The organism is Thiosulfativibrio zosterae, from assembly GCF_011398155.1.
GTDB classification, from domain to species: domain Bacteria; phylum Pseudomonadota; class Gammaproteobacteria; order Thiomicrospirales; family Thiomicrospiraceae; genus Thiosulfativibrio; species Thiosulfativibrio zosterae.
Genome location: NZ_AP021888.1, coordinates 1,681,792 through 1,702,564, shown reverse-complemented (window position 1 = coordinate 1,702,564; position 20,773 = coordinate 1,681,792). Strand labels below are relative to the sequence as shown.

20 protein-coding genes are annotated in these 20,773 nt (G+C 42.8%); 17 read left to right on the top strand and 3 right to left on the bottom strand.

Features of this window, described 5'->3' with window-relative positions; all coding sequences use genetic code 11:
* The first annotated feature begins 122 nt into the window (after window positions 1-122).
* The 3 genes from yoaA to THMIRH_RS07800 are packed head-to-tail and all read left to right on the top strand — an operon-like array spanning window position 123 to window position 3,593.
* Window positions 123-2,084 (top strand): DNA repair helicase YoaA, encoded by a 1,962-nt coding sequence (gene yoaA / locus THMIRH_RS07810; protein ID WP_243831412.1) that lies wholly within the window; start codon window positions 123-125, stop codon window positions 2,082-2,084.
* Window positions 2,081-2,740: a tRNA (adenosine(37)-N6)-threonylcarbamoyltransferase complex dimerization subunit type 1 TsaB gene (gene tsaB, locus THMIRH_RS07805; protein WP_173291557.1), complete on the top strand. Its 660-nt coding sequence runs from the start codon at window positions 2,081-2,083 to the stop codon at window positions 2,738-2,740. Before yoaA ends, tsaB begins: the two co-directional genes overlap by 4 nt.
* Before the next feature lies 1 nt (window position 2,741).
* Window positions 2,742-3,593 carry a hypothetical protein gene (locus tag THMIRH_RS07800; protein ID WP_173291556.1) on the top strand — a complete coding sequence of 284 codons (852 nt, stop codon included), beginning with the start codon at window positions 2,742-2,744 and terminating at the stop codon, window positions 3,591-3,593.
* A 65-nt stretch (window positions 3,594-3,658) separates the two neighbouring features.
* On the opposite strand, the gene THMIRH_RS07795 is transcribed toward THMIRH_RS07800, so the two are convergent.
* The gene (locus THMIRH_RS07795) at window positions 3,659-3,937 is read right to left on the bottom strand and encodes a hypothetical protein (RefSeq protein ID WP_173291555.1); all 279 of its coding nucleotides are present in this window, start codon (window positions 3,935-3,937) and stop codon (window positions 3,659-3,661) included.
* A 163-nt stretch (window positions 3,938-4,100) separates the two neighbouring features.
* On the opposite strand from THMIRH_RS07795, the gene ycaO reads away from it, so the two are divergent.
* The 7 genes from ycaO (at window position 4,101) to THMIRH_RS07760 (ending at window position 12,538) form a co-directional block, all read left to right on the top strand.
* A complete protein-coding gene (ycaO, locus tag THMIRH_RS07790) occupies window positions 4,101-5,834 on the top strand; it encodes a 30S ribosomal protein S12 methylthiotransferase accessory factor YcaO (RefSeq protein WP_173291554.1) in 1,734 nt (577 codons plus the stop codon).
* Window positions 5,835-5,925: 91 nt separating this feature from the next.
* Entirely contained in the window at window positions 5,926-6,882 is a 957-nt protein-coding gene (locus tag THMIRH_RS07785; protein WP_173291553.1) for an acetyl-CoA carboxylase carboxyltransferase subunit alpha, read from the top strand.
* A gap of 11 nt (window positions 6,883-6,893) precedes the next feature.
* Window positions 6,894-8,195 (top strand): tRNA lysidine(34) synthetase TilS, encoded by a 1,302-nt coding sequence (gene tilS, locus THMIRH_RS07780; RefSeq protein WP_173291552.1) that lies wholly within the window; start codon window positions 6,894-6,896, stop codon window positions 8,193-8,195.
* Window positions 8,196-8,276: 81 nt separating this feature from the next.
* Window positions 8,277-9,899, top strand: coding sequence for a CTP synthase (locus tag THMIRH_RS07775; RefSeq protein ID WP_173291551.1), 1,623 nt, complete (start codon window positions 8,277-8,279; stop codon window positions 9,897-9,899).
* Window positions 9,900-9,910: 11 nt separating this feature from the next.
* Window positions 9,911-10,750, top strand: coding sequence for a 3-deoxy-8-phosphooctulonate synthase (gene kdsA, locus THMIRH_RS07770; protein ID WP_173291550.1), 840 nt, complete (start codon window positions 9,911-9,913; stop codon window positions 10,748-10,750).
* A gap of 108 nt (window positions 10,751-10,858) precedes the next feature.
* Window positions 10,859-12,142, top strand: coding sequence for a phosphopyruvate hydratase (gene eno, locus THMIRH_RS07765; protein WP_173291549.1), 1,284 nt, complete (start codon window positions 10,859-10,861; stop codon window positions 12,140-12,142).
* 72 nt (window positions 12,143-12,214) lie between these two features.
* Complete coding sequence (locus tag THMIRH_RS07760) at window positions 12,215-12,538, top strand: FtsB family cell division protein (RefSeq protein ID WP_243831411.1); 324 nt, start codon at window positions 12,215-12,217, stop codon at window positions 12,536-12,538.
* A 10-nt stretch (window positions 12,539-12,548) separates the two neighbouring features.
* Here THMIRH_RS07760 and THMIRH_RS07755 read toward each other — a convergent pair whose 3' ends face one another.
* Window positions 12,549-13,139 carry a Smr/MutS family protein gene (locus tag THMIRH_RS07755; RefSeq protein ID WP_173291547.1) on the bottom strand — a complete coding sequence of 197 codons (591 nt, stop codon included), beginning with the start codon at window positions 13,137-13,139 and terminating at the stop codon, window positions 12,549-12,551.
* Between the two features lie 40 nt (window positions 13,140-13,179).
* On the opposite strand from THMIRH_RS07755, the gene surE reads away from it, so the two are divergent.
* Genes surE through THMIRH_RS07735 form a run of 4 tightly spaced genes read left to right on the top strand, consistent with a single transcriptional unit; the run spans window position 13,180 to window position 16,048 of the window.
* Window positions 13,180-13,944, top strand: coding sequence for a 5'/3'-nucleotidase SurE (gene surE, locus THMIRH_RS07750; RefSeq protein ID WP_173291546.1), 765 nt, complete (start codon window positions 13,180-13,182; stop codon window positions 13,942-13,944).
* An 8-nt stretch (window positions 13,945-13,952) separates the two neighbouring features.
* Window positions 13,953-14,669 (top strand): protein-L-isoaspartate(D-aspartate) O-methyltransferase, encoded by a 717-nt coding sequence (locus THMIRH_RS07745; RefSeq protein WP_243831410.1) that lies wholly within the window; start codon window positions 13,953-13,955, stop codon window positions 14,667-14,669.
* Window positions 14,666-15,253 carry a YqaA family protein gene (locus tag THMIRH_RS07740; RefSeq protein ID WP_173291545.1) on the top strand — a complete coding sequence of 196 codons (588 nt, stop codon included), beginning with the start codon at window positions 14,666-14,668 and terminating at the stop codon, window positions 15,251-15,253. The genes THMIRH_RS07745 and THMIRH_RS07740 overlap by 4 nt, the downstream gene beginning before the upstream one ends.
* Window positions 15,254-15,256: 3 nt before the next feature.
* The gene (locus THMIRH_RS07735; RefSeq protein WP_173291544.1) at window positions 15,257-16,048 is read left to right on the top strand and encodes a LysM peptidoglycan-binding domain-containing M23 family metallopeptidase; all 792 of its coding nucleotides are present in this window, start codon (window positions 15,257-15,259) and stop codon (window positions 16,046-16,048) included.
* 25 nt (window positions 16,049-16,073) lie between these two features.
* Here THMIRH_RS07735 and THMIRH_RS07730 read toward each other — a convergent pair whose 3' ends face one another.
* Entirely contained in the window at window positions 16,074-16,460 is a 387-nt protein-coding gene (locus THMIRH_RS07730) for an Mth938-like domain-containing protein (protein ID WP_173291543.1), read from the bottom strand.
* A gap of 167 nt (window positions 16,461-16,627) precedes the next feature.
* Between THMIRH_RS07730 and alaC the strand changes: the two genes are divergently transcribed.
* From alaC to thrC, 3 genes are all read left to right on the top strand, one after another.
* A complete protein-coding gene (gene alaC, locus THMIRH_RS07725) occupies window positions 16,628-17,827 on the top strand; it encodes an alanine transaminase (RefSeq protein WP_173291542.1) in 1,200 nt (399 codons plus the stop codon).
* Window positions 17,828-17,864: 37 nt separating this feature from the next.
* Window positions 17,865-19,193, top strand: coding sequence for a homoserine dehydrogenase (locus THMIRH_RS07720; RefSeq protein WP_173291541.1), 1,329 nt, complete (start codon window positions 17,865-17,867; stop codon window positions 19,191-19,193).
* Window positions 19,194-19,291: 98 nt separating this feature from the next.
* Window positions 19,292-20,767 carry a threonine synthase gene (gene thrC, locus THMIRH_RS07715; protein WP_173291540.1) on the top strand — a complete coding sequence of 492 codons (1,476 nt, stop codon included), beginning with the start codon at window positions 19,292-19,294 and terminating at the stop codon, window positions 20,765-20,767.
* The last annotated feature ends 6 nt before the right edge of the window (window positions 20,768-20,773 follow it).

Sequence of the window (20,773 nt, the reverse complement as noted above, 5' to 3'; positions counted from 1 at the left end):
TCCAGTTTTTATCTGGTTTTTAAGAGGATGTTTGTTAAAATTCCTCCATTATTTTAGGATAGGCCCTCAAAAGTGCCTTTTACTTCTTCTTTTTTCCATTTTGATGCGAGTTAACGACCTCTGTGAATCCAGATACTTTAAGCAAACAAGTTCAGTTATATTTGGCTGACGGCGGTGAACTCTCACAAAAAATTCCAGGTTTTGAACCTCGCCAAGCGCAAATCGCTTTAGCCGAAAAATTGGTTGAAGTGATTGAGACAGACGGTACTTTTTTGGCAGAAGCGGGCACGGGAACAGGTAAAACTTATGCCTATTTATTACCTGCTCTATTGTCTGGCAAAACGGTCATTATTTCCACGGCGACTAAAAATCTTCAAGAACAGTTGGTTGAAAAAGATTTACCGCTGTTACTGAAAACACTCAAAATTAAGGGCCATGTGCAACTTTTAAAAGGGCGCGAAAACTATCTGTGTCCGCAGCGCTTAGAGTTAGCACAAACAGCAGAAGCCAATACCAAAGCCGTTTGGGCAAAACTGAACAAAATTCAACATTGGTCAGAAAAAACCAAAGTGGGTGATAAGGCTGAGTTGACCGAGTTGGATGAAAATGATCCTGTTTGGTCAAGAGTGTGTTCACGCATGGAGTTTTGCCAAGCGGCGGACTGTCATCCTGAAACCCAATGTTTTTATCCCAAGATCAAACAGCAAGCCAACGAGGCACAAATATTGGTGGTTAATCACCATCTGTTTTGTGCCGATTTAGCCTTGCGAGAAAACGGCTATGGTGAAATTTTACCTGAAGCCGAAATCGTGATTTTTGATGAAGCACATAAGTTACCGGACATTGCGGCGCAGTTTTTGGGTTTTTCGCTGAGTCGCCACCAATTAGATGATTTGGCTAGAGATGCCATCAATGCGCTAAAAATGGAATCGCCCGAATCCCAAGAGGTGATGGATAAAGTCAAAGGCCTAGAAGAAACGGTGGTGACTTTTTGTGATGCCTTGGGTAAGTGGGAAAAGCGCTGGACTTGGGAAATGTTTGAAAATGATTTAGCCAGTCTAAAAATGCTCAAGCGGCTACTGAATCATTTAACGCAAGTGGCGGATAATCTTAAGCCTTTGACCGAACGAGGTAAGCAAATCCAAGCGGTGCATCGTCGTGCGCAGGAGTTTGAAAAACAGTTGTCGCATTGGTTAAAGGCTGAAAATGAGTTTCAAATTCGGTGGTTAGAGTCTTCGCAAGCTCGTTTTAAACTGAACTTAACGCCCTTGAGTGTGGCTGGGCCGTTCAGTCGGCATCGTGAAGAAATGGGCGGCGCTTGGATTTTTACATCCGCCACCTTAAGTGTGAATGGTCAGTTTAGTTACTTTGCGAATCGTTTGGGATTAGAAGATGCCGATAATGCTTGTTGGGACAGTCCGTTTGATTATGATTCGCAAGGCTTGATTTACCACCCAATTGGTTTGCCTCAGCCCCGCGACCCTGACTATATCAAAATATGTTTAAGAGCCATTTGGCCTTTGTTGGCACAAACCGAAGGTCGCGCATTTTTACTGTTTACCAGTCATAAGGCTTTACAAGAAGCCCGCGAGATTTTATTAACCCATTGGCAGGGAACTTTGTTGGTGCAGGGCGATGCCCCTAAAAGTGCTTTATTGCAACGCTTTAGAGAATCCGAAAAAGCATTGTTATTGGGTACCAGCAGTTTCTGGGAAGGGGTTGATGTTAAGGGAGAGGCCTTAAAAGTGGTGATGATTGACCGTATTCCTTTTGCGCCGCCTGATGACCCCATAGTGCAGGCCAGAGAAGCCTATTTAAAAGAAAAGGGTTTACATGGTTTTGTTAATTTTCAATTGCCCGAAGCCATTATCGCCATGAAGCAAGGCGCAGGTCGTCTGATTCGAGATGTGCAAGATACCGGCATTTTGGTGTTATGCGACCCACGACTTTCGCAAAAACCTTATGGCAAAGTGATCGCCAAAAGTTTACCTAGCTTTCCTTGGGTGTATGATGTGCAAACCGTTTTAAGCTTTTTAAAAGAAAATGACAAGAGTCTGAATTCTAAACAAGAGAAAGATGCATGAATATTTTAGCCATAGAAACGGCAACCCAAGCTTGCTCAGCCAGTGTTTACAAAGAGGGCGTGCTATTCTCGCGGTTTGAAATGGCACCTCAAAAACATGCCAATTTAATTTTGGGCATGGTGGAAGCGGTTTTAGCCGAAGCGAGTTTATTACCAGGACAATTAGATGCTTTAGCCTTTAGCGAAGGGCCGGGCGCATTTACTGGGGTTCGCGTCGCCACAGGGGTTATTCAAGGCTTGGCTTATGGTTGGCAAAAACCAGTGATTGGCGTTTCTACCTTAGAGGCGCTTATTTGGCAAGCTTATGAGGCAACGGGTAAAACTGAATGGCAAGCCTGTCTAGATGCGCGCATGAAAGAGGTCTATTGTCAGAAAGGGTCTGTTGTTGACGGTCGTTTGGTTAGTGAACCAACCGAACTGGTTTCTCTAGAAATCGCTGAGCAGCGTTTACAGGATAAAAATGGCGTGGGTGATATTGCATTAGAATACCCAGACCTGGTTGAAATGACAGCGTTTTGGCAGGCAGATTTACCCAAAGCGGCGGCAATTGCGATGATTGCTAGCCAAAGAATGGATCAAGCTTGTTCGGTATTAGAGAAAGTGCCTGTGCCGGTTTATTTAAGAAACAATGTTGCTGAAAAGAAAAAGGGAGTTTGATTTGAAAATAGATTTTTTCAAAAGTGTGTTGTGGGTGTGTTTGACTTTCTTAACTCTAAATGCAACCGCATGGGCTAAAGACTTTTTACCTGGTGAAACGGTAATGGTGGCTTATCCAGCAAATAATATCAAAGACGATGCTTACATCATCGGATTGGTTCGCCAGCAAGTGAAGAATGGTGATTATCAAATTTCTGTTTTAGATTATGTCAAAGGCCATGATTACGGAATTTCGTGTGTACCTATCCGTGAAAATGAGTTAGGTCAAGCCACCAATGAAGTGGTTTGGGAAATGTGGACAGATAGAACTCAGCTTTTCGGTAAGGGCATGCAATATATTGTGCCTCAAGCCAATGTGCGTAAATTACAAACAGGGCAATTTGATTTTATAGAGCGTAATAATTTATACATTACTTTTTCGCGTTGGAAGTCAAATGCACCCATTATGACCTTAGATCAATTTGATATTGCCATGGCAAAAGCCAAGTCTTTAGGACTAAGCGAGTTGGTTCCAGCCTTGGTATTGGCCAAAAAGGAACGCGAATCTTATTATGAGCCAGGTATAGGTCGTCCTTATTGGCCGTACGAAGCGGTTCCCAAATTGAATGATTTGATGGCCGATGTCATCACAACGCTTAAGTCGGATAAGCAGTTGAACCAATTGTGGCGTCAGAAATCTCGCGATTGGAAAAATAAAACCATTTCAACTCAGCATTATTTTTTAATTGAAGCCTTAGATAAAATACTGTTCGATGCATCCTATGAATCGGCGGAAGATGATTTGGATAAAGTTGATCCAGCAGTCTTAAAGCAATTTAGAGAAAGATTAAGAATTTTAGGTGCAAAAGTTTAGCGTTTTGTGGGCAGGCTGAATTAAAAAAGGCAGATAAATTATCTGCCTTTTTTGTTTTGAAAGGATTATTTGGGGTGATGGTAGTAGGTTGCGTTTAGATACTCGGCAACATGATGAATTTCGTCCTCAAACCAGCCGCTGTTTAGGTTGTCGTTACAAAACGAAACCGCCTTAACTAGCTTTGGAAAGGTGTTGGTTTTAGCAGGATTATAAGGTTTAGAGGCATGACATTTTAAGCAGTTGGCATCGTCATGCAGGGCTTTTCCAGGCATTTCGTCATTAGCAAATGCCGAAGACATTAATATTGTTGACAGCCCCATTATAATAAGTGGTTGGTGTTTCATCAGCATACTCCTTAAAATACAAATTTTTCTAAAGTTCATGATTAATATTAAAACCGTTTTTTGGTTTTTGTGAATATTATTCTACCTATTTACTAGGTTATTGCATTATTTTTTTAACACGGCTCAGATGCTTGAATTTAAGCGGGCTACAAGGGTGAATAAGATGGTTGAACAAACATTTATTAAGGGTAAGGACGCTTGTCTTGAGGCATCGATTCAAAAGATGCAAAGTGGTTTAGCGACCGCAGGATTTCAAATTCAAGAAGCCTCTTGGTTGAATCCCGTGCCCAATGTGTATTCGGTTCATATTAAAGATGCCATTTGCCCCGCCCTGTTTACCAATGGTAAAGGCGCCAGCCGTAAAGCAACCTTAGCCAGTGCGTTAGGTGAATTTTTCGAGCGTGTTGAAACCAACTACTTTTTCTCGGATTTTTGGCTGGGCCAAGAAACGGCTCAGGGTTGGTTGTATTACCCAGATGAAAAATCTTTAAATGTGGATGACTTTCGCCAAGCCTTAACCCCAGAACTTTGGGATATATATGACCCAGAGCAAGAATGGGCGGGTGAAGATTTACTCAGCTTAAATGATGACAGTCAAAAGGTGCGTTGTTTGCCCTTAAAAGATGAGGCCAGCGGGGAGTTGGTTTATTTTCCGATGAGTGTGTTCAGTAACTTGTACGCCAGTAATGGGTTGTGCGCGGGAAATACTGAGTTAGAGGCCAAGGTGCAGGGTTTGTCTGAGGTTTTTGAGCGCTGGGTTAAAGCCAAAATATTGCGTGAAAATCTCTGTTTGCCTGAAGTACCAGAAGCCATCATCCAAACTTTGCCAACCGTTGTCGAAGCCAGAGCCAAATTGCAAGCGCAAGGCATTGCCGTTTCGATTAGAGATGCCTCTTTAGGCGGTTTTTATCCGGTGATGAATGTCACCTTGTTTGACCAAAATACCGGCACTTGTTTTGCCTCTTTTGGCGCGCATCCAATTTTTGAGGTGGCTTTGGAGAGAACCTTAACGGAGTCATTACAGGGGCGTAGTTTAGAGTTATTGGATGGCTTTCAATTACCGATTTTTGACCAAGACTTGGTTGGAGATGATGAAAATATTGAAAATCACTTTATTGACTCCAGTGGCTTGATGCACGCGCATTTTATTTCTCATCAATATGATTATGCGTTTGTTCCATGGAATTTTGAGGGCACGACCCAAGAGCAATGGCAGTATTTGGTGACCAAGGTGCAAAACCTAGGTTTTGGCGTTTATTCAGGTTTTTACGATTATTATGGCGTGCCTGCGGCAAGGGTGATAGTGCCAGGAATGTCCGAAATTTATCCCATGGATGAGTTGTTGAGTCGTAATCAAAATCTGGGTAGAACTTTGCGTGAGTTGTTGAATGAATTGGCAGACTCTGACCAAGCCGCCCAAGATTTTGAGTTTGCTTATGAAGAAATTGATCACTTAGGATTTAGCGACCATCAAAATGTTGCAAACTTAATTGGGTTATTACCGGATGACAACAGCCCTTGGAAACAGTTTAAAGTGATTGACCTTAAATTGGCGCTAGCCTTAAGTTTTGCAGATCGTTATTTGGTGAGCGAATTATTAGAAACGGCTAGTTATTATGTGCATGATGCAAATTTAGGCAAACGCTACCAGGTGTTAGGGTTTATTTTGGCGGCGCAAGACTCTGATTGGGATTCAGAAATTAACCTAGAGGTGCATAAAACGCTCTTTGGAGAGACATTGGTTAAGCAAGTGATGGCCAATATTGAAGGCGAAGAAGTGTTGTGGGGAATGACTTTTGGACAGGCGATGTTTGCTGAAAGTCAGAAGCATCAAGGCCTTTTAAAAGTCTATGAAAGAGTGAATCAAGCCAAGCAAAGTGCTGTAACGGCCATTTGATATAAGCTGATTTTATTGTTGGATTTTGTTAGAATGCTCAAAAAAATTTTCGTCTGTCAGTTAGACAGAAATTGTCTTAGGGAACCACTTCATGAAATTAGATTTTTTAGATTTTGAACAACCCATCGCGGAATTAGAGGCCAAAATTGAAGAATTGCGCCACTTAGATGGGCAAGATATGAACTTAATTCAAGAGGTGGCTGCGCTCGAATCGAAAAGCAAGAACCTGACAGAAGCCATCTTTAAGAAACTCAGTGATGTGCAAATTGCTCAGGTAGCCAGACATCCTCAGCGTCCCTATTTAAAAGAATATCTAAAAAATATTTTCACCGACTTTAAAGAATTACACGGTGATCGTGCTTTTGCAGATGATCCTGCTATTATGGGCGGTTTGGCTCGTATTAATGGTGAAGCCGTTATGGTGATTGGTCAACAAAAAGGCCGAGATACCAAAGAAAAAATTAAACGCAATTTCGGGATGCCGCGCCCAGAAGGCTATCGTAAAGCCTTGCGCCTAATGAAAATGGCCGAAAGATTTCAACTGCCCATTTTAACTTTTATTGACACGCCAGGTGCTTATCCAGGGATTAATGCTGAAGAGCGTGGTCAAAGCGAAGCTATTGCGCGTAATTTGATTGAAATGTCAGAATTGAAAGTGCCAGTCATTTGCACGGTGATAGGTGAAGGTGGATCGGGTGGCGCTTTGGCGATTGGCGTTGGTGATGTCACTATGATGATGCAATACAGCACCTATTCAGTCATTTCGCCAGAAGGCTGCGCTTCCATTCTTTGGAAAGATGCGGCGAATGCACCCGATGCGGCGGCTGCCTTAGGGATTACTGCCTCGCGCTTAAAAGAACTTGGGCTGGTAGATGTGATAGTTCCTGAGCCTTTGGGCGGTGCACATCGTGATCATGCGGCTTCAGCTTCTGCGTTAAAAGACGCCTTGCTGACACAACTCACTTTACTCAGAGATAAGCCAATTGATCAATTATTGCCAGCCCGTTATCAGCGTTACATGGGTTATGGAAACTTTGAAATCGTTTAAGCTTTTTGATTGTGGCCAATAATGCTTCGCCACAACAAGTGGTCAGTGCGTTACAAGATTTTGTGGCGCAAAACACCTCTCCTCTCTGGGTTGCTTTTAGTGGCGGCCTAGATTCTACGGTTTTATTACACGCCTTAACGCAACTGCGTTTATCCAATCCCAAACTGAATTTAACAGCTGTCTATGTGCATCATGGTTTGCAAGCAGCAGCCGATGACTGGCAAAGTCATTGCAAACAAATCTGTGATAACTGGCTGGTCACTTTTTTTGCAATTCCAGTTGAAGTGAAAGCGGTTGCTCGTCAAGGTATTGAAGCCGTGGCTCGCCAAAAGCGTTATGAAGCCTTTGCGCATTTAATTCGAGATCAAGGGGTTTTATTAACGGCACATCATCAGCGAGATCAGGCAGAAACCGTTTTAATGGCTTTGGCAAGAGGGTCAGGTGTACAAGGCCTGAGTGGGATGACCCCAGAAACGGACAAAACTTTTCAATCGACTCAGTTGCACCAAGCAAGACCCTTATTAAATGTGCCGTATGAAGCTTTGCTGGCTTATGCCACTGAGCATCAATTGTTTTGGGTAGAAGATCCGTCTAATCAAAATATCGACTTTAAACGCAACTTCGTGCGGCATGAAATCTTGCCTAAATTTAACCAGGCCTGGTCATTTTCAGAGCAAAATATTGCGCTTTCAGCCTCTTTATTGCATGAATCGGCCAGTTTGTTAGAGCAGTTAGCTTTGATTGATGTGGGGGATAAAAATTGCTCTGTCTATGGATTGGATTTGCAAGTTTTGGACGGTTTGGATTGGGCGCGTCAAAAAAATGTTTTGCAGTATTGGTTTCAAACGCATTTAAAATTGGGTATTAACCAATCTATTTTTGAGTGGCTAAGACATACTTTGGCGTCTTATCGGTCATCGTCTTCGCCCAGTTTTGCTTTGGCAAATGGCTATGTTTTACGGATTCATGGATTTTCGTTATATTGCCTTTGTCAGGCAGAGTTAGGTCGTCCTTATCATTATGATTTTGAGAATTTTTCAAAGCTGTCTTTGAGGTATCCTTTTAAAACTTTGATTTCTCCTAAATGGTTTTTAAGTCATCAAGTAGATTTTGCTTGGTTGCGAGAAGGGCTTTCGATTAGAAGTATTCATCCGAGTGATTTGCAAGCAATGCCCGGGCTCAAAACTTGGTTTAAAAACCATAAAATTGCCCCTTGGCTGCGTGAAATTTGGCCGGTGTTGGCGTATGAAAATCAATTGGTCGCAATTCTTGGGTTCAAGACCTTGAGTCAATATCAAAACCCGCCTGTCTAAACCCCTGAGATAGTTTGCTGTAAATCCTGCTTTACGCTATAATTCACACCCATTCTGATTATTCAATTCAATAGTGATTTCATGACAAAATTTATCTTTGTAACGGGTGGCGTAGTTTCTTCTCTTGGGAAAGGCATTGCAGCAGCCTCATTAGGTGCGCTTTTAGAAGCGCGTGGCTTAAAAGTCAGCATGCTCAAAATGGATCCTTACATCAATGTCGATCCTGGCACCATGAGCCCGTTTCAACACGGTGAAGTTTTTGTGACCGATGATGGCGCAGAAACCGATTTGGATTTGGGTCACTATGAACGATTTGTGCAGCGTCATTTTACGCAACGCAACAGTTTTTCAACCGGTCAGGTGTATGATCGCGTGATTCGTAATGAAAGACGCGGTGATTATTTAGGCGGCACTGTTCAAGTGATTCCTCACATTACCGATGAGATTATTCGCCGCATCAAACTCGGTGCCGCAGGTGCTGATGTTGCCTTGGTGGAAGTGGGTGGCACGGTTGGGGATATTGAATCTTTGCCGTTTTTAGAGGCGATTCGTCAGCTTTCGATTGAAGTCGGGCGTGACCGTGCGATCTTTATGCATTTAACCCTATTGCCTTATATTGCTGTCGCCGGTGAAGTCAAAACCAAACCGACGCAACATTCAGTTAAAGAACTACGCTCCATCGGGATTCAACCTGATATTTTAATTTGTCGCTCTGAGCGCCCCTTAGCTGAAAGCGAAAGACGCAAAATTGCCTTGTTTACCAATGTGCAAGAAGCGGCGGTTATCAATTCTTTAGATGCTAAAACCATTTACCAAATCCCCAGAATGTTACATGAGCAAGGTTTGGATGATTTGGTTGTTAATCGTTTCAGAATGGAATTGCCTGCGGCAGACTTATCAGACTGGGATGCGGTGGTCGATGCGCAACTTAACCCAGAAAAAGAAGTTAAGATTGCCATGGTTGGTAAATATGTTGATTTAACCGAAGCCTATAAGTCTTTGATTGAAGCCTTGATTCATGCGGGCATTCATACCAAAACCAAAGTTAATATTGATTACATCGACTCTGAAAACATTGAAACTGACGGCACAGGCATGATTGAAAGCGCAGACGCGATTTTAGTCCCCGGTGGGTTTGGTGAAAGAGGCGTGGAAGGAAAGATTGCTGCGATTCAGTATGCCCGTGAAAATAAGATTCCTTATTTAGGCATTTGTTTAGGGATGCAAATGGCCGTGGTTGAATATGCTCGTCATGTTGCAGGTATGGCAGATGCGCACTCCACAGAACTCAATCCAAAGACCACTCATCCGGTTGTCGCACTGATTACCGAGTGGACCGATGAAGAAGGCCAAGTCATTCAACGCGATGAGCATGCTGACTTAGGCGGAACCATGCGTTTAGGTGGCCAAGCTTGTAGTCTAACGCCTGGCTCCAAAATGCACGCGATTTATGGCGCAGATAGCATCCGTGAAAGACACAGACACCGTTATGAAGTAAACGATGGTTATATTCCAAGATTGGAGGAAGCGGGTTTGATTTTTGCCGGAAAATCAGAAGATGGTAGCTTGGTAGAAACCATTGAAATTGCCGACCACCCATGGTTTGTGGCTTGTCAATTTCACCCAGAATTTACCTCAACACCCCGCAACGGTCATCCATTGTTTAAAGCGTTTGTTGAAGCCGCTAACCAATTTAAAAAATAAGAGAACCCCTTATGAAATTATGTCATTTTGAAGCCGGCATTGATCAGCCACTTTTTTTAATTGCCGGCCCTTGCGTCATTGAATCGGAAGCCTTGGCGTTAGAAACGGCTTTTAAATTGAAAGAAATGACCGATGAGTTAGGGATTCCATTTATCTATAAGTCTTCTTATGACAAAGCTAATCGCTCTTCAACCAAAAGCTTTCGTGGTTTAGGGGTTGAAGAAGGTTTGCGTATTTTGCAAAAAGTGAAAGATGAAATTGGGGTGCCTGTATTGACTGACGTCCATGAAGATACGCCTTTGGATGAAGTCGCTTCGGTGGTGGATGTCATGCAAACGCCTGCTTTTTTAGTGCGCCAAACCAACTTTATTCAAAATGTTTGTCGTCAAGGTATTCCGGTGAATATCAAAAAAGGTCAGTTTCAAGCGCCTTGGGATATGGACCAGGTGGTTGCTAAGGCTCGTGAAGTGGGTAATGAACACATTATGGTTTGTGACCGTGGCACTTCTTTTGGTTATAACACCTTGATTTCAGATATGCGTGGTTTGGCGTCAATGCGCCAAACCGGTTGCCCTGTGGTGTTTGATGCCACGCATTCAGTACAACAACCGGGCGGCAATGGAACGACTTCGGGTGGGCAGCGTGAAATGGTGCCTGTATTGGCGCGTGCCGCGATTGCGGCAGGGATTTCTGGGATTTTTATGGAAACCCATCCAGACCCTAAAAATGCCTTGAGCGATGGTCCAAATATGTGGCCTTTAGGCAATTTAAAACCCTTATTACAAACCATGCAGCGTTTAGATGCGTTGGTGAAGTCAGAAGGCTTTATTGAAAGTGAATTCTTAGGTTAGAAACCTCAAAGTTGAGAGCGGCAGGTGACTTGTCATTGGCCTGTCATGTCTAACCCTTACAATGATTAAATTTTAAAAGTTCAGTATTAATTTTGATAGGAAAAAACAATGTCAATTATCAAGGATATTAAAGCTCGTCAAGTCATCGATTCTCGTGGAAACCCTACGGTTGAAGCCGATGTTATTTTAGAAGACGGTTCAATCGGTCGTGGAATTTCTCCGTCTGGTGCCTCAACCGGTTCTCGTGAAGCGATTGAATTGCGTGATGGTGATAAGTCTAAGTTTGGTGGTAAAGGTGTTTTAACAGCCGTTAACAACATCAACACTGAAATCAGAGCCTTATTGATTGGTAAAGATGCTTTGGATCAAGCTGCTATTGATAACGCCATGATTGCTTTGGATGGCACTCATAACAAAGCGCGTTTAGGTGCAAATGCTATTTTGGCGGTTTCAATTGCGGTTGCTCAAGCAGCAGCCAAGTCAAAAAATGTGCCTTTGTATGCCTACTTAAAAACAGATGATTACAAAATGCCTGTGCCCATGATGAACATCATCAATGGTGGTGAACACGCGGATAACTCAGTGGATTTCCAAGAATTCATGATTGTTCCTGTCGGCGCACCTACCATGGCTGAAGCGATTCGTTACGGTGCTGAAGTATTCCATACTTTGAAAAAAGTGTTACATGATAAAGGCTATAACACCGCAGTCGGCGATGAGGGTGGTTTTGCACCGGATCTTAAGTCTAATGAAGAAGCGATTACCGTTATTTTAGAAGCCATTGAAAAAGCGGGTTACATCGCTGGTAAAGACATTATGATCGCGATGGATGCGGCATCTTCTGAGCTATATAAAGATGGTGTTTACACTTTAGGTTCTGAAAACAAAGTCTTGTCTTCTAAAGAAATGGTCGATTTATTGTCTAGCTGGGTTGATAAATACCCAATTATCTCTATCGAAGACGGTTTAGATGAGTCTGACTGGGATGGTTTCAAATACCAAACTGAAAAAGATGGTCACCGTTTACAAATCGTGGGTGATGACTTATTCGTGACCAATCCTAAAATTCTAGCGGAAGGGATTGAAAAAGGGATTGGTAACTCTATCCTCATCAAAATCAACCAAATTGGTACTTTGACTGAAACTTTTGAAGCCATTGCTATGGCGAAAAAAGCCGGTTATACCGCAGTGGTTTCGCACCGCTCGGGTGAAACAGAAGATGTTGTAATTGCGGACATTGCGGTTGCGACAGGTTGTGGTCAAATCAAAACAGGTTCTTTGTCGCGTACTGACCGTATTGCGAAATACAACCAATTGATTCGTATTGAGGAAGCTTTGGGTGCAGAAGCCGTTTACCCTGGTTTAGCCACTTTCTACAATCTCAAAAAATAAGCGTTTTTCTCTAACCCAGGAGGTTTTGCATTGAAAATCATTTTCATCGCTCTTGGGTTCGTGATTTTCCTATTGAGTGTTCGCCTTTTATCCTCTGATGGGGGAATAGGCGAATACCTCTCTCTGAGTTCTCGACTTGACGGCATTTCAGAAGAAGTGGCTGCTCAGCGAGCAAAAAATCAATTATTGCGACAAGAAGTTGAAGATCTGCAGTCAGGGTCTGAAGCCATAGAAACCATTGCGCGGCGCAAGCTGGGAATGATTGGTGAAAATGAAGTATTTGTTCGGGTGATTGAAGTTCCAGAAATACCTCAAGCGATGAGTCTGCCCATCATTGATGTGCCTGTACCCATTTTGGATGAATCTGAGCCGGAAGGCGCGGGTCCCGCTGAATAAGCTTGAAGATTTACTGGGCCTTTAAAAAAACATAAACCGCACCCGTGCTGCCATCTTTGGGCAAAGCGCTACAAAAAGCCAAGACTTTTGGATATTGTTGCAAACGCTGGTTGACTAAGTTTTTTAAGATGGGGTGTCCTGCCTCTGAGTTGTAACCCTTGCCATGAATAATCAACAAAAAACGGCATTTTTTTGACCAGGCCTGGTGAATAAAAGCCTTTAATTGCTGGTCAGCAATGTCCACAATCAAGCCATGTAAATCTAAAACAGCTTCTACTTGAAACTCGCCTTTTTTCAGTCGGCTCAATTCTTGCAGTCTTAAACCTTTGCGATGAAACATCAGATATTCATCCGTGCCAACACTTTGGGTATTGTCTGCCGCATGCACATTAAAATCGAATTGCAAGTGACTTTCAGGTTGCATTTGAAGGTGCTTAAGTTTTTTGGCTTTAGGTTGGCTAGGCGTTGCATGCACCTTGTTATCCGTAGCTAAGCGGGTGACACCTTGCATGGCATTTTGAAATAAGGCTAAATCCTCCTCTTCAGAGTATCCTTGTGTGGGGGTATTTTGATGTTTGTCACCCTTTTTAAAACCAGTCATTTATAATTGCTCGATTACCTTTTGGCGAGTATTTTACTGTATGAAGCTTCTTTTATCGAACGATGATGGTTATTTTGCACCGGGCATTCTGTGTTTGGCAGAAACCTTGCGTCAACATCCCTTGTGTAAATCCCTAACCGTTATTGCGCCCGATCGTAATCGCAGTGCGGCCAGCAACTCTTTAACTTTATTAGATCCGTTACGCATGACTCAGCATTCTGAGGGGGTTTATAGCGTTTCTGGAACGCCAACTGATTGTGTTCATTTAGGGGTGAATGGCGCTTTAGACGATGATCCCGATATGGTCATCTCTGGTATCAATGCTGGTGCGAATATGGGGGATGATGTTCTTTACTCTGGAACAGTGGCTGCCGCAACGGAAGGTCGGTTTTTGGGTAAGCCTTCGATAGCGATTTCTTTGTGTGGTTATGAGCATTTTGCCACGGCAGCGAAAGTATTAGCCCAGGTATTGAGTGAGTTTTCACATTTACCCATAGAGTCTAATACCATTTTAAATATCAATGTGCCAAATTTGCCCTACGAAGAACTCAAAGGCTTAAAAATTACCCGCTTAGGTCGCCGCCATGCATCGGAGAAGGTGGTGAGAGGTAACGACCCCAGAGGGTTGCCATTGTTTTGGATTGGGCCACCTGGCAGTGCTGCGGATGCGTCTGATGGTACTGATTTTGATGCGATTGACAAGGGATATGTGTCCATTACGCCCTTACAAATTGATTTAACCCACTACCGTATGCACACGCTACTGCAAAGCTGGGCGGCAGATTTTTCTTTAACCCCAGCCTAAGTCGCTAAGTGAAAGACTCTATGTTAGATGCGTTAAATGAACCGCTAATTTTTCCCAACGAGGCTTTTGCCAGCATGCAGGGCATGGGCATGACCTCGCAGCGAACTCGCAATCGAATGGTGCAGCGTTTGCAGGCGGAATACCATATTGAAGATTTGGCGGTTTTGAATGCCATGCGCGTGACTCCGCGCCATGTTTTTTTGGATGAGGCAATGGCTTCAAGAGCTTACGAAGACACTGCTTTGCCCATTGGGTATGCACAAACCATTTCGCAGCCTTGGGTGGTTGCAAAAATGACGCAGTGGTTATTAAAGACCGGTGAGGTCACTAAGGTGTTAGAAATTGGCACTGGCTCAGGTTATCAAACGGCAATACTCAGTCTTTTGGTTAAACAGGTTTATTCTGTTGAGCGTATTGAACCTTTATTGTTGCGTGCGCAGGCTGTTTTAAAACGCTTAGAGCTCAATAATATTCAGTTTGAGTTAAATGATGGTCATTGGGGTTGGCGCCAAAAAGCGCCTTTTAATGGGATTATTTCAGCGGCTTCTCCAGCTAAAGTGCCAGAAGAATTATTTGAACAACTGGTTGAGGGTGGGCGTTTGGTGATGCCGGTGGGGGAAGCGCAGCAATTGTTGTTTGGCTATGTGAAAACCTCAACAGGGGTTATTGAAGAGTGTTTAGGAGAGGTATTATTTGTGCCTATGAAACAAGGAATTGAACGATGAAAATATTTTCAGCGCTTTACGATAAAGCGATGAGTTGGTCTAAGCACCCCAAAGCCCCTTGGTACTTGGGCGGTATGAGTTTTGCAGAGTCTTCATTTTTTCCGATCCCACCCGATGTGATGCTTATGCCGATGAGTTTGGCGCAACCGGATAAGGCCTATCGTTTTGCACTGATTACGACGCTTTCTTCGTTATTGGGCGGTGTTTTTGGGTACTTAATTGGTTATTGGATGTTAGATGCCATTTGGCCGCTGCTAGAATCGGTTAATTATGTTGAAAAATATCATCATATAGAAACCTTTTTTGCAGACTATGGTGTTTGGGTGGTATTTATTGCTGGGTTTAGTCCCATTCCCTACAAATTGTTTACCATCGCTGCCGGCGCAACGCACATGGCTATTGTGCCATTTTTAATAGCGTCTTTAATCGGACGGGGCGCGCGATTTTATCTTGTGGCCGGTTTGATGCGCTGGGGCGGCGAAAAATATCAAACCCAAATTCGCAACTCGGTTGATGCGATAGGTTATGGTTTGGTGGTGTTAATTGTTTTATACATCGTTTTAAGATACTTGGGATGGGTGTAAGTTTTGAATTTTTTCAAGGGTTTAGATAGTCGGCAAAATATCATTAAAAATGTCATGAGCGTTTTAATATGGCTGTTCACAACCTTATTCATAACCAGTTGTGCGGTCAATCCTAATGGTTCAGCCAGGCATAGTGCTTGGTATGAAACCGCTGATGACACTGAAATTAAGCCAACGGTTGAAAAACCTAAGGTAAATAAATGTCCTTACAATTATAGAATTGTCCCGGGCGACACGCTCAGTGAGATTGCTTTGAAATGCCAAATTGATATGGTGCAACTGGCTAAATTGAACCATCTTGAGCCGCCTTATCGATTGACGGCTGGACAAACTTTATTTGTTCCACAAGTGGGTGATGCGCCAAGTTTGTTAGGTGATGAAGAGGGGCGTAATGGGGTAGAGGCGCTGCAAAATAATGCACCCGTTAATTGGGTTTGGCCAATGGCAGATGCGGTTCCCTATACTTATACCTTAGATTCATCAGGCAGAACAGGATTGTCTTTTTTTCCGGATATCGGTTTGCCCGTGTTTGCGGTAGACGATGGTCGAGTGGCTTATGCAGGGGATGATTTACCGCATTATGGCAATTTGGTGGTGTTAAAGCATGATAATGGTTATGTAACGGTTTATGCCTATAATCATGTTTTGGAAGTTAAAAAAGGTCAGCAAGTCAAAGCAGGGGATATGATTGCGAGAGCTGGACAGAGCGGGGATGCCCAAAAACCTGAGCTTTATTTTGAAGTTAGATATTTAGGTCGCAAAGTTAACGCCAAGGGGTTGTTTAAAGCCCATTAGCGCAATTCAATTCCCATAAAAGCATTTAATTTTCGAGGGCTTTGCCAAAAATGAGCGCCAAAACCACGGGTCTGTCTTCTGTGGTTAATACATTATAAGTGCGGCAAGCCGCTGCATTGTCCATAACCTCTAATCCAATGCCTTTTTGTGCACAATAGGCAAACAGTTTAGGTGCTGGAAAAATTTGGTTTTCTCCTGTACCCAAAATAATCACTTCAGGCTGTAAAGCCAAAATGTCATCCAATAAGGTTTCATTAAGGTCTTCAATCGCCCTGCATGGCCAATCTTGAATGAGGGTTTTTTGGTTAAAAAAGCAGCTTTTTTGTATCTGAAGTTCATTGATTTTAACCAGGCCTGGTTGATATTGGCGAACGGTCAACACATTAGAATCGCGGTGTTCAGTAAATTTCATGAATATTACGCCTCAATATAGCCAAAAAATAGTGTTCCTAAAGAGCATTTAACGCCGATTATAGCGTAATTTCAATTGACGAAAAAAAACAATTCTGTATCATTATTAGATTAAATTTTTGACACCTACCCCTAAGAAAAATTGGGCTTTTAAAAAGGTTTACGCTCGTGACTGCCGACTTTCAAAGAATCAAACGACTTCCTCCCTATGTGTTCAATATAGTTGGAGAACTTAAGGCCGAAGCGCGCCGCCGAGGTGAAGATATCATTGACTTTGGTATGGGAAATCCAGACCAAGATACGCCAAAGCATATCGTTGATAAGCTTATTGAAGTGGTTCAGCGTGAAGGTACCCACCGCTATTCTGTGTCACAAGGCATTCCGCGTTTGCGTAGAGCCATTTGTAACTGGTATAAAAACAAATTTGATGTTGATCTAGACATGGATTCAGAGGTGGTGGTCACCATCGGTTCAAAAGAAGGCTTGGCACATTTAGCTTTGGCGACCGTTGATAAAGGCGATACTGTCTTAGTGCCTAATCCAGCTTATCCGATTCACCCTTATGGGTTTGTGATTGCAGGTGCCGACATTCGTCATGTTCGTATGACGCCAGATGTCGATTTTTTTGAAGAGTTAGAAAAAGCGATTAAAGACTCTTGGCCAAAACCAAAAATGTTGGTTTTAAACTTTCCTGGCAATCCAACCACTCAAACAGTTGAGTTAGATTTCTTTGAAAAGGTGGTCGCCATTTGTAAAGAGCACGGTATTTGGTTGATTCACGATTTAGCTTACGCTGATATTGCATTTGATGGTTATAAAGCCCCCTCAGTCATGCAGGTTCCTGGTGCAAAAGACATAGCCGTTGAGTTTTATACCTTATCCAAAAGCTACAATATGCCAGGATGGCGAGTTGGTTTTATGGTGGGTAATCCTGAGTTGGTTTATGCGTTGAAGCGTATGAAGTCTTATTTGGATTATGGTACTTTTACCCCGATTCAAGTGGCAGCCATCACGGCTTTAGAAGGGCCACAAGAATGCGTACAAGAAATTTCTGATATGTACAAAGCCCGTCGCGATGTGCTTTGCCAAGGGCTTAATGCAATTGGTTGGCCAGTGGTACCGCCTAAGGCCACCATGTTTGTTTGGGCGCCGATTCCAGAAGAATATAAAGCCATGGGATCCATTGAATTTTCTAAAAAGTTATTAACGGAAGCAAAGGTTGCTGTTTCTCCAGGAATCGGTTTTGGCGATTATGGCGATGACCATGTGCGTTTTGGTTTGATTGAAAATGAACACCGTACGCGTCAGGCGATTCGCGGGATTCGTGATATGTTCCGTAAAGATGGGCTGATTGAAGTCAATCTATAATTAGATTCAAAAAATTACTAGTAGTGTAGGAGAGCAAGTGAAGCAGGTTAAGTTAGGTTTATTAGGGTTCGGAACTGTCGGTGGTGGAACGGTTGAGATTATAAACCAAACGCTTTCAGAAATTGAAAGACGCTTAGGCGGTTATGCAACACTTGAAATCGTGCAAATTGCGGTGCGCGATTTAACCAAGGCTCGTTCTGCAGATACCAAAAATATCCCGATTACCAACGATCCGATGGCAGTTGTGAATAACCCAGAAGTCGATATCGTTGTTGAGTTGATGGGCGGTACAGGTTTAGCCAAACAATGCTTAGAAACCGCTATTGACAATGGCAAACACATAGTGACTGCCAATAAAGCCTTGATTGCTGAGTTTGGTAATGAGTTGTTTGCTAAAGCAAAAGCCAAAAATGTCATTATTGCCTATGAAGCCGCGGTTGCAGGTGGTATCCCCATCATCAAAGCGTTGCGTGAAGGCTTAGCGGCCAACAAAATTGAATGGTTAGCGGGTATTATCAATGGTACAGGTAACTACATCCTGACCGAAATGCAAAAGCCAGGTGCCGACTTTGCTAAAGTTTTAAAAGTGGCGCAAGACTTAGGTTATGCCGAAGCTGATCCAACTTTTGATGTGGAAGGTATTGATGCTGCGCATAAACTGACCATTTTAGCTTCGATTGCTTTTGGCATAGAATTGCAATTTGATAAGGTCTATACCGAAGGCATTACTAAGATTACGGCGGCGGACATTCGTTTTGCACAAAAATTAGGTTATGAAATCAAACATTTAGGCATGGCTTCTCGCACGCCCAATGGCTATTCTTTAAGAGTGCACCCTACTTTAGTACCTAAAACTGTATTATTGTCGCATGTTAAAGGGGTGATGAATGCGGTCATGGTGCAGGGCAATCATGTCGGGCCAACGCTTTATAATGGTCCAGGTGCTGGTGCGGGTCCAACCGCCAGTGCGGTTGTGGCTGATATTATTGATATCGTACGTGCATCTAGCCAAGATTCTGCTGCGCAAATACCTGCCTTGGGCTTTGCTTTGGATCAACTTCAGTCAGCCCCCGTTGAGCCAATCGAAAATATCAAAACCGCTTTCTACTTGCGCTTTTATGCCGAAGACCATGCCGGTGTGTTAGCCAAGGTAACGGCTATTTTAGCTAAGAATGCCGTGAGTATTGAACACTTGCACCAAGAGCCAAACGAAGACAATGAAGAAGATGCGACTTTGGTTATGATTACTAATAAAGTCTTAGAGTCTAAAATGAACGAAGCCTTGGCAGAGTTAAGTCAAATGTCTGAAATTGATACGCCAATTCAGCGCATTCGTGTGGATGCGTTAGGGCAAAAATCTAAATAATTGAATCATTTATAAGCCTAAGCCAACGCTGGGTTTTAAGAGACGAAAGGCCTTATGGCCTTTTTGTTTATAGCAGTTTTATAAAACGGAAAATCATCATGAACTTTATTGAAACTCGTGGCAATGACGGCCATTTTCCTTTAGCGTTTAGCTTTTCAGAAGCCATTTTAAGCCCCATGTCTTCTTTTGGTGGACTCTATTCGCCAGAAAAGCTCCCTCATTTGGGGTTAGAGTTTTTAGAAGCGCATTTAAATTCCCACTACAAAACGCTCGCCAAAGCGATGTTACAGTTATTCGAAATTGACATTTCTGAAGCTGTTTTGGATGAGGCTTTAAGTTTATACGACGGTTTTGATGACCCTGCTAATCCTGTGCCGGTGGTTAAGGTAACAAATGACTTATTTGTCAGTGAGCTTTATCATGGCCCAACACGCGCCTTTAAAGATATGGCTTTGCAACCCTTCGGTTCGGTTTTGTCGGCAATTGCCAAAGCGCGTGGCGAAAAATATTTGATTTTAGCTGCGACCTCTGGTGATACTGGGCCTGCTGCTTTAGATACCTTTAGAAACAAAGAAAATATTCAAGTGGCCTGTATGTATCCAGATGGTGGAACTTCAGATGTTCAGCGCTTACAAATGGTCACCGAAGATGCGGCAAACTTAAAAGTGATTGGGATTCACGGCGACTTTGATGATGCGCAAAGTGCTTTAAAAACCTTGCTAACCTCTGATGAATTTAAGGCGACATTACAAAAAAATAACATCAGTTTGTCTGCGGCGAACTCGGTCAACTTTGGTCGTATTATTTTCCAAACCATTTATCATCTTCATAGTTATTTGGAGTTGGTGCGTCAGGGCGAAATTAAATTGGGCGACAAGGTCTATTTAAATGTGCCCAGTGGTAATTTTGGGAATGCTCTAGGTGGATACTATGCCTACCAAATGGGCTTGCCAGTAGAGAAAATCATCATTGCATCAAATAATAACAATGTGCTGACGCAGTTTATTAACGAAGGGCGCTATGACTTGCGCAACACGTCGGTTATTCCAACCATTTCTCCTGCCATGGATATTTTAAAGTCGTCTAATATTGAGCGTATATTGTTTGATATGTTTGGTCCTGCTCGCACCAAAGAGTTGATGTTGGCATTGGATAAGGACAAGTTTTATCAGTTAACGGCTGAAGAGTTGGCGCAAGTCCAAACGATTTTTGCTGCAGATTTCTGTAATGATGAAGAAACCAAGGTTTATATTAAACAGGCTTATGATTTAGGGTATTTGATGGATCCGCATACCGCGACTTGTTTTAAGGCGCATGACACCTGTCGTGAAAATAAAACACTAAAATCCATTATCTATTCAACTGCCGAATGGACTAAGTTTTCACCGGTAATTGCCAATGCTTTAACGGGCGAAGTGGATGGTCAGGATATTGATGCACTGAAATCCATTTCAGAAACTTTAGGTGTTGCCATTCCTGCACCGATTAAAGCCTTGTTTGATAAGCCTATTGCGCAAAAAACAGTGATTAATAAACAAGATATTGAAGCTGAAATTTTAAAGTTTTTAGCTTAATTGGCT